Source organism: Streptomyces sp. NPDC050263 (assembly GCF_040655955.1).
Taxonomy (GTDB): Bacteria; Actinomycetota; Actinomycetes; order Streptomycetales; family Streptomycetaceae; genus Streptomyces.
The window spans coordinates 50,342-59,238 of record NZ_JBFAKW010000057.1 but is presented as its reverse complement, the minus strand read 5'-3'; the positions used below and the strand labels follow the sequence as shown (position 1 = coordinate 59,238).

Annotated in this window: 7 protein-coding genes; 2 read left to right on the top strand and 5 right to left on the bottom strand. The window is 72.7% G+C overall.

Annotated features, from left to right (window positions below):
- Positions 1-88: 88 nt before the first annotated feature.
- Positions 89-1,387, bottom strand: coding sequence for a glycosyl hydrolase (locus tag AB0J04_RS24755; RefSeq protein WP_363170723.1), 1,299 nt, complete (start codon positions 1,385-1,387; stop codon positions 89-91).
- Between the two features lie 8 nt (positions 1,388-1,395).
- Between AB0J04_RS24755 and AB0J04_RS24750 the strand changes: the two genes are divergently transcribed.
- Positions 1,396-2,415 carry a BadF/BadG/BcrA/BcrD ATPase family protein gene (locus AB0J04_RS24750; RefSeq protein WP_363170722.1) on the top strand — a complete coding sequence of 340 codons (1,020 nt, stop codon included), beginning with the start codon at positions 1,396-1,398 and terminating at the stop codon, positions 2,413-2,415.
- Between the two features lie 5 nt (positions 2,416-2,420).
- Positions 2,421-4,640 (top strand): glycoside hydrolase family 3 N-terminal domain-containing protein, encoded by a 2,220-nt coding sequence (locus tag AB0J04_RS24745; protein ID WP_363170721.1) that lies wholly within the window; start codon positions 2,421-2,423, stop codon positions 4,638-4,640.
- On the opposite strand, the gene AB0J04_RS24740 is transcribed toward AB0J04_RS24745, so the two are convergent.
- The 4 genes from AB0J04_RS24740 to AB0J04_RS24725 form a co-directional block, all read right to left on the bottom strand.
- A complete protein-coding gene (locus AB0J04_RS24740; RefSeq protein ID WP_363170720.1) occupies positions 4,630-5,508 on the bottom strand; it encodes a carbohydrate ABC transporter permease in 879 nt (292 codons plus the stop codon). The genes AB0J04_RS24745 and AB0J04_RS24740 overlap by 11 nt on opposite strands.
- The gene (locus tag AB0J04_RS24735; RefSeq protein ID WP_363170730.1) at positions 5,505-6,512 is read right to left on the bottom strand and encodes a sugar ABC transporter permease; all 1,008 of its coding nucleotides are present in this window, start codon (positions 6,510-6,512) and stop codon (positions 5,505-5,507) included. The genes AB0J04_RS24740 and AB0J04_RS24735 overlap by 4 nt, the downstream gene beginning before the upstream one ends.
- Before the next feature lie 14 nt (positions 6,513-6,526).
- Positions 6,527-7,900: an extracellular solute-binding protein gene (locus AB0J04_RS24730; RefSeq protein WP_363170719.1), complete on the bottom strand. Its 1,374-nt coding sequence runs from the start codon at positions 7,898-7,900 to the stop codon at positions 6,527-6,529.
- Positions 7,901-8,048: 148 nt separating this feature from the next.
- Complete coding sequence (locus AB0J04_RS24725; protein ID WP_363170729.1) at positions 8,049-8,669, bottom strand: peptidyl-prolyl cis-trans isomerase; 621 nt, start codon at positions 8,667-8,669, stop codon at positions 8,049-8,051.
- Between the last annotated feature and the right edge of the window lie 228 nt (positions 8,670-8,897).

The window sequence follows — 8,897 nt, the reverse complement described above, 5'->3', positions numbered from 1 at the left end:
TAGCTCCGCTACGAGGACTCTCGCCCGGCACACCGAGAGCACGCACCGAACGCCGCTCCTTCTCCCACGGAGATCCATCAGAAGCCCCCTAGACCTTGAGCAGCTCCGTGACGCCCCGGGCCGCCAGATAGGACGGGTCCTGTGCGCGCTCCGCCAGGACCACCGCCGGGCGGACGCCCTCCTGGCGCAGCCGCGTCCAGGCCTCGAAGAACGCGCCGCCCGGACCGGAGACCGAGCGGGTGGACGGGGTGCAGTCCAGGATCAGGGCCGTGGTGCGGGGCGGCGGCGGGGCGGGCGTGGCGCGGAGCTCGGCCACCGTGGCGGACAGGGCGTCCGCGATCGGCTTGGGGCGGCCCGTGGAGTCGAACAGGCCCAGCGTGTACTCCAGCTCCGGGAAGTCGGCCAGGGCGCGGTCGACGTCGTGCGAGCACCACCAGGTGACGCCCCACAGCCGCTCGCAGCCGGCCGCGTTGCGCAGCGTCGCCCGGGCGAACTCGGGGGCGTCGGCCGCCGGGATGTGCGGCTCGGGCGCCCCCGTCTCCTGGACCCAGACCGGGCGGGCCGGATCGGTGGCGTAGGCGGCCGCCAGTTCCGTGCCGTACTCCGCGAGGTGGTGCACCTGCGGCGAGCGCGGGCCGTAGCGGCGGGCGCAGTCGGCGGAGAACACCCAGGGGTGGACGGTGGTCAGGTCGCCCTTGCGGGCCGAGGCCTGCGGGGTGAACGGGTGGTCGTCGCCGTACCAGGCGGCGTCGTACGCCGAGTGCGTGACCAGACCGGCGTCCGGGCCCAGCCCGTCCCGGGCGGCGGCCAGCAGGGTGTCCAGGTAGTGATCCACCTCGGCCGGCGACACCGGGTTGTGCTCGACCAGGTTGTTCAGCTCGTTGCCGAGCTGAAGACCGATGAGGCGAGGGTGTCCGGACAGGGCGCGGCCCAGCGTGCGCAGCAGCAGCGCCTGCGCCTCGATCGCCTCGGGGTCGGTGAACACGTTGCGGTGGTGCCAGCTGCGCGTCCACTCCGGGTAGAAGTCGAAGCTCGACAGATGGCCCTGGACGCCGTCCACGAGGACGTCGAGCCCGCATTCGCCCGCCAGGTCCACCAGGCGGACGAGCTGGTCCACGGCCGAGGCGCGCACCAGCGTGCGGTTGGGCTGGAGCAGCGGCCACAGGTGGAAGACCCGGACGTGGTCCAGGCCCAGCCCGGCTATCTGCGCCAGGTCCTCGCGCGCGAGCCCGGGATCGAAGTCGTGCCAGGCGTGGAACCAGCCCCGGCGTGGGGTGTAGTTGACCCCGAAGCGGAGCGCGGGTGCGGGCGGGGGCGTGTCGATGGTGTCCTCCTTGCGATACGGACCAGGCCGGGCCTTGTCTGCGGCGAATGTATCAACCACCATGGGGAGCAATGAATAGTGATTTGAACCAGGCTTTGGTGGTCGGCCTCGACGCCGGCGGCACCCGTACCCGTGCCGTCCTCGCGGACCTGGCCGACGGCCGCGCCCTGGGCGAGGGCACCGCGGGGCCCGGCAACGCGCTCACCGTGCCCGGTCCGCAGCTCGCCGACCACCTCGCCGAGGCGCTCGCGGCCGCCGTGCCCGCACCCCTGCGCGGCCGGGTGGTCGCGGTGGCGGGCGGTTTCGCCGGCGCCGGCCATCAGGGTCAGGGCGCGGACGAGCCCGGCCGGGTGCGCGCCCACATCGCCCTGGCCGCGGCGCTCGCCCGGCTGGGCATCGACACCGAGGCCGAGGTGCACAGCGACATCGAGGTCGCCTTCGCCGCCGCCCCGGGGCACCCCGCCGACGGTCTGCTCCTGGTGGCCGGCACCGGCGCGGTCGCGGCCCGGATGGACACCCGGGCGCCGGCCGCCACCTCCGGCGGCGACGGCTGGCTCCTGGGGGACGACGGCAGCGGCTTCTGGATCGGCCGCTCGGCCGTGCGCTCGGCCCTGCGGGCGGCCGACGGCCGGGGCGCGCCCACCGTCCTGGTCCGCGCGGTGGGCCGGGAACTCGGGCTGCCGCCGGGAGTCCTGCCCCCGGCGGGCTACGGCGCCGCCGACGCCGTCGCCTGGAGCGCGACCCTGCGCACCGCCTACCGGGCGCATCTGCTGCCCGCGGTGATGGACCGGCCGCCGGTACGGCTCGCCGACCACGCCCCGCTGGTCGTGGCGGCGGCCGAGGAGAAGGACGCCGTGGCGGGGGAGATCCTGGGCGAGGCCGCCCGGCTGCTCGCCGAGACGGTGACGGCACTGGGGCCCCGGCCGGGCGAACCCCTGGTCGTCACCGGCGGCCTGCTCGCCCCCGACGGCCCCCTGTTGTCCCCCCTGGCCGAACACCTGGCCCGCTTCTCGCTCACCGTCACCCCGGTGTCCGACGGCGCCCCCGGGGCAGTGGCCCTGGCCCGCCTCGCCCACGGCGCCGGAAGCTGACGCCGATGCCCCTGCACCCGTACCTCGACCCGGCCGCCGCTCTCGACACCCGCGTCGCCGATCTCCTCGCCCGGATGACCCTGCGCGAGAAGGTCGGCCAGCTCAACCAGCGGATGTACGGCTGGGACGCCTACCGCCGCACCCCGGCCGGCGACTTCGAGCTCACCGAGGCCCTGTACGCCGAGACCGAGCGGTTCGAAGGGCTCGGCGCTCTGTACGGGCTGATGCGCGCCGACGCCTGGTCCGGCGTCGGCCACGGCCACGGGCCGGGCGCCGAGGACAGCGCCGACCTCGCCGACCTGGTCCAGCGCCATGTCCTGGAGCGCAGCCGGCTGCGCATCCCCGCCCTGTTCGTCGAGGAGGTGCCGCACGGCCACATGGCCCTCGACGGCACGGTCCTCCCGGTCGGCCTGGCCGTGGGCGCCACCTGGGACCCGGCCCTCCACCGGCGGGCCGCCGCCCACGCCGCCGCCGAACTCCGCGCCCGGGGCGGCCACGTCGCCCTCGTCTCCGCGCTGGACATCGCCCGCGACCCGCGCTGGGGGCGCACCGAGGAGTGCTACGGCGAGGACCCGTACCTCGCGGCCCGGCTCACTCAGGCACTGGTGCACGGCATGCAGGGGCCGCCGGGCGAGTACTTCGCCGCCGACAAGGCCGCCGTCGTCCTCAAGCACTTCGCCGGCCAGGGCGCCACCGTCGGCGGCCGCAACTCCGCCGAGTCCGAGCTGGGCCCGCGCGAACTGCACGAGATCCACCTGCCCGCCGCCCGAGCCGGCGTGCGCGCCGGGGCCGCCGCCCTGATGGCCGCCTACAACGAGGTCGGCGGCCTGCCCTGCTCCGGCAACCGCGCCCTGCTCACCGGACTGCTCCGGGACAGCTGGGGCTTCGAGGGGCTGGTGATGGCCGACGGCCTCGCCGTGGACCGGCTGGCCCGGATCACCGGCGACAAGGTCTCCGCTGGTGCGCTCGCGCTCGACGCCGGGGTCGACCTCAGCCTGTGGGACGAGGGCTTCACCCACCTCGCGGAGGCGGTCGAGCGGGGCCTGGTGAGCGAGGAGACCGTCGACACCGCCGTCGGCCGCGTCCTGCGGCTGAAGTTCCGCCTCGGCCTCTTCGAGCACCCGTACAGCCGGCGGACGCCGATGCCCGACGGCGGACGCGCGCTGAGCACCGACCTCGCCCGGGCCTGCGTCACCCTCCTGCACAACCGCGAGCGCGTCCTCCCCGTCGGCCCGGCGGTGCGCCGGGTCGCCGTCCTCGGCCCGCACGCCGCCACCACCGCCCACCAGCTCGGCGACTACACCGCGCCCCAGCGTCCCGGCACCGGCGTCAGCGTCCTCGACGGTCTGCGCAGGCTCGCTCCGCCCGGCGTCGAGGTCCGCCACGCGCGCGGCTGCGCCCTCACCGGCGACGACCGCTCCGGCGTTCCCGAGGCGGTCGCCGCGGCCGCCGCCTGCGATCTGGCCGTGCTGGTGCTGGGCGGCAGCAGCGCCCGGACGCCCGAGACCGAGTTCGACGCCAACGGCGCGGCCCTGACCGCGGTCTCCGAGATGACCTGCGGCGAGGGCGCCGACCTGGCCGGACTGCGGCTCGGCGGCGCGCAGTACGCGCTCCTGAACGCCGTCGTCGCGACGGGCACGCCCACGGCGGTCGTCCTGATCCAGGGCCGCCCGCACGTCGTGCCGGACACGGCCGGCGCGCTGCTCACCGCCTGGTACCCGGGCCCCTGGGGCGGCGAGGCGATCGCCGAGGCGCTGCTCGGGCTCACGGAACCGGCGGGCCGGCTGTCCGTCTCCGTGCCCCGTTCGGCGGCCCAGCTACCCGTCTACTACAACCACAAGGACACCGAGTACGGCGGCTATGTGGACGACAGCGCCGAGCCGCAGTACTCCTTCGGGCACGGGCTGTCGTACACGAGCTTCGCCTACGGCGAGCCACGGTCGACGGGACGCACGGTCGAGGTGGAGGTCACCAACACAGGGGAGCGGTACGGGAGTTCGGTCGTACAGGTCTATGTGCGGCGGTTGGTCACCCCGGTATGGCCGCGCACCCTCGAACTGTGCGCGTTCGACACGGTCCGCCTCGCTCCCGGAGAGCGCCGTACGGTCGCCCTGACTCTCGACGACGGACGAGCGGCCGGGGCCGACTCCGTCGAGATCCGTGTCGCGGAGTCGGCCCGGGCCGCACTGACGGTCGTGCCCGTCGTCCTGGACCTCAGAGCTTGACGGCTCCGGACGACACGCCCTTGTAGAACCACCGCTGCGTGATCACGAACAGCACCAGCACCGGGACGACGGAGATCACCGACCCGGCCATGACCACCCGCTGGTCGTAGCCGAACGACGAGCTCTGCAGCCGGGACAGTCCCAGCGTCAGCGTCATGTGCTCCTCGGAGCGCAGCACGATCAGCGGCCAGAGGAAGTCGTCCCAGGCGCTGATGAAGGTGTTGATGACGACCACCAGGATCGCGCCCCACGCGGACGGCAGATAGAGGTACCGGAACCGCTGCCACTCGCCCGCTCCGTCGAGCATCGCCGAGTCCTCGATCTCGCGCGGCACCGCCAGGAACGCACCGCGCATCAGCATGACGTTGATGGCGCCGACGAACCCGGGCAGCCACACGCCCACCAGGTTGTCGACCAGCCCCAGGTCGCGGATGCTCAGGAACAGCGACACCATGATCGACTCGAAGGGGAACATCATCGAGGCGATCAGCACCACCCAGACCGCCCTGCGGCCCTTCCAGCTGGGCTTGGAGAGCATGTAGCCGGCCGTGGTCGAGAACACCAGCTGGCTGGTGATCGACAGCACGACCACGATCACGCTGTTCCTGATGTACGTGGCCACCGGCACCTGTTCGAAGACCTGCCGGTAGGCGCGCAGCGTCGGATGCTGCGGCAGCAGGGAGGCGTTCGCCCCGAAGACGTCCTCGCCGGTGCTCTTCAACGATGCCAGGAGCTGCCAGACCAGGGGGCCGACGGTGAGGCCCAGGACGAACAGCAGCAGCAGATAGCGGACGACCAGTTCGCCGGGGCGGCCGTAGTCCCGCCAGCGCGGCAGCAGGCGTCGGCGCTTCTCCACGGCGGTCGTCATGACTCGTCCTCCTTCGTCAGGCGCTGCGCCAGCAGGGTCAGGCCCAGCGTCAGCACGAACAGCGCCACGCTGACCGCCGAGCCGTAGCCGGCGTTGCCGGTCAGCGGGTCCAGGCCGACGTCACGGATGTAGAAGGGCAGGGTGCGGTCGGCGCCGCCGGGGCCGCCGGTGGAGCTGCCCAGCATGTAGATCTCGGTGAACACCCGCAGCGAGCCGATGCCGGTGAGCGTGCCGACCAGCATCATGGCCTGCCGTACGCCGGGCACGGTGATGTGCCAGAAGCGGCGGACCGCGCCGGCGCCGTCCATGGAGGCCGCCTCGTGCAGTTCCTTCGGCACGTTCCCCAGCGCGGCCAGGTAGAAGACCATGTACCAGCCGAGCCCCTTCCACAGCGTGAGACCCATCGCGGACAGCAGGATCAGCCAGGAGTCGGACAGGAACGGGATGGCGTCCTTGATCAGATGGGACTTCTCCAGCCAGGTGTTGACCAGGCCGTCGTCGGCCAGCAGCCACTGCCAGCTCAGACCCACGACCACGCTGGAGGCGAGCACCGGCGTGTAGAAGGCCGACCGGAAGAATCCGATGCCGGGCAGGTTCTTCTCCACCAGGACGGCCAGCATCAGCGGCAGGAACACCATCAGCGGCACGACGATCACCGCGTACAGCACGCTGTTGCGGGTGGCGAGCCAGAAGTCGTCGTCGCCCAGCATCCGGCTGTAGTTGTCCAGGCCCACGAAGGACGCGGCCCCGCCGAGCGGCTTGGCGTTCGTGAAGGACAGCAGCAGCGTGTTGAAGAAGGGGAAGACGCCGAACACCACCGCGCAGAAGACCGCGGGGGCGGTCCACAGCCACGGCAGCCACCAACGGCGGTACAGGGCCGCTCCGTTGGCGCCGGGAGCGGGGCCGGGCAGCAGCGCCCGGCCGAGGCGGCGTACGCGGGACGGGGCCGGGCCCGGCGCGGAGACGGTGCGCTCCGCGGTGGGCCCGGACGCCGGCTTCGCCATCTGGGTCGCCACGATCAGCCTGCCTGCTTCAGCAGCTCGTTCGCCTTGTCCTGGGCGTCCTTGACGGCCTGTTCGGGGCTCTTCTTGCCCTGCATGGCCAGCTGCACCTGGGCCACGATCGCGTTCTGCACGGCCGGGGAGAGGCTGGTCTGGTACGCGGTGGTGGTCTTCAGCTGCTCGGCGACCAGTTTGCGGGCCTCGGAGAACGGGTCGTTCCCGGTGACGTTCTGGAAGAACGGGTCGTTCAGGGAGGTCGTGGTCGTCGGGAAGATCACCACCTTCGGGTCCTTGCACCAGGCCGTCTGGTTCTCGGCGTTGGTGAGGAACTTCCCGAACGCCAGGGCGGCGGGGGCGTTCTTGCTGGTCGAGGCGACCCCGATGTACTGCGGGGCGGCGGTGACATGGCCGAGCTTGTCGTACGGCTGCTGGCCGACGCCGGTCTTGGCGTAGACCGACGGGCTGTTCTGCTGCACGAAGCGCACGAAACTCGGGTTCGTCGAGCCGTAGGCGACCTTGCCCTGGCTGTACAGCGTGGAGGGGTCGTTGCTGGAGGACAGCGAGTCCTTCGGCATCGCGCCTTCCTTGTACAGCTTCGCCATCCAGGCGACCCACTGCGTGGTCCTCGGGTCGTCGCCGAAGACGGCGGTCTTGCCGTCGGCGGACAGCGTCTGGATGTCCATCTGGTCGAAGTCGGCCGGGATCCGCCAGATCGGGTTGGCCATCGTGGCGTAGTACTTGCCGTCGGCCGCCTTGGCGATCTTCTCGTAGTCGGCGAACAGACCGAACAAGGTCGTCGGCGGCTTCGCCGGGTCGACGCCGGCCTGCTTCAGCAGCTCGGTGTTGTACGTCAGCAGGATGCCGCCGGTGTACCAGGGGAACACGGTGTGCGCCGGCACGCCCGAGGCGTCCTTGAAGGTGCTGGAGTTCCAGAACGCCGGCACGAACGGCTTCGCCGCGTCGGGGTCCTTCACGCCCAGGTTGAGCAGATAGCCCGCCTTGGTGAGGGAGGTCGCCGTCTCGGCGTTGAGGTTGAGGACGTCCGGCAGGGTGCAGGCCTGGGCGTCGGCGACCGTGCGCTGGGTGAAGGTGTTGTCGCCGGGGTCGTCGATCCACTTGACCGAGGCGTCGGGGTGGGCCTTCTCGAACGCCTTGATCACTCCGTTGAAGAAATCCCCGAAGTCTTTCTTCAGATTGGTCGTCTGGAAGGTGATCTGGCCCTTGACGTCCCCCGTGAGCTTCCCGGAACCGACGTTGCCCTGGTCGACCTTGCAGCCGCCGGCTGTGGAGTCCCCGCTGTCGGAGCCGCCGCCCGACAGGCCGCAGCCGGCGGCGGTGAGGGCCAGGGCTATGACGCCCGCCACGGTTCCGGTCAGTCTGCTCGCGCGCATGGTGCCTCCTGTTGCTGGTTCAAATCACCAACTTGGACTCCGATTGATGAAAAGGTGGACCAGAATTCATCGGAGGTCAATGGCTTGCCGTGTTGCTTTTCGGTTCCGGGCGGTTACCGGCGCGTCAGCGGCCGCCACCGCCACGGCGTCAGTGCCGGTGCTCGTGGTCGGGGTGGGACGGGTCGCCCGGGTGCTCGTGCCCGGGCGCGTACGCCACCTCGGCCCGGGCCCGGTCCAGCCACGCGAAGAAGGCCTGCCGGCCCCTCGCCCGCCGCAGCTCCCGCACCACCTCGTCGCGGACGTCCGGGTACGGCAGGACGTCGGCGGGCCCCAGCTCGCCGTAGGGGTCGGCGCCGAGCCGCAGCGCCTCCCGGGTGAGGAAGCGGTCGCGATTGCGGTCGTAGTAGTCCCGCACGGCCTGCTCCGGGACCTTCTGCTCGGCCTCCAGCGCCCGCAGCAGGACGCGCGCGGCGGGGGAGTGGGCGAGCGCCACCGCGACGATGCTGCCCAGGTCGGCGACGTCGGTCCCGGACACGGCGAGGACCCGCGCCGGGGACACCTCGGCCGGCGGTGCGAGACCGCGCTCCGCGCAGGCCCGGCGGGCGAGTTCGTCGGTCACCACGACCTGCGTGGCCCAGCGTCTGCGCTGCCGCTCGGCCCGTGCGAGGGCCTCCGGCCGGGTCTCCCGGTCCCGGGCCGGGACGGCCGCCAGCAGGGCGTCCACCCGCGCCGCCGGCACCTCGTCCGCGCCCACCACCGCGGCCACCACCGCGGCCACCGCACGCCCGCCCACACCGTGGCCGCCGGCCCGGTCGTGCGCGTGCGGCGTCGGCGCCAGGGGCTCCGGAGGGGCGTGCGGGCTTCGAGCGGGCGCGGTCTTTGACGGTGCGCCCCGGTGCTCCGGGGGCACGGCCCTGTCGCCGGTCGCGGTCGGTCTGCTCATCGCGTCGCCTCCGCTGCGGCCGTGTCTGTGTGCGTGTGCTGGTCCGTGTGCGGT

Coding starts and splice junctions, on each gene's coding strand:
- AB0J04_RS24735 (WP_363170730.1), bottom strand. CDS start 6,512: ATGGCGAAGCCGGCGTCCGGGCCCACCGCGGAGCGCACCGTCTCCGCG.
- AB0J04_RS24730 (WP_363170719.1), bottom strand. CDS start 7,900: ATGCGCGCGAGCAGACTGACCGGAACCGTGGCGGGCGTCATAGCCCTG.
- AB0J04_RS24745 (WP_363170721.1), top strand. CDS start 2,421: ATGCCCCTGCACCCGTACCTCGACCCGGCCGCCGCTCTCGACACCCGC.
- AB0J04_RS24740 (WP_363170720.1), bottom strand. CDS start 5,508: ATGACGACCGCCGTGGAGAAGCGCCGACGCCTGCTGCCGCGCTGGCGG.
- AB0J04_RS24750 (WP_363170722.1), top strand. CDS start 1,396: ATGAATAGTGATTTGAACCAGGCTTTGGTGGTCGGCCTCGACGCCGGC.
- AB0J04_RS24755 (WP_363170723.1), bottom strand. CDS start 1,387: ATGGTGGTTGATACATTCGCCGCAGACAAGGCCCGGCCTGGTCCGTAT.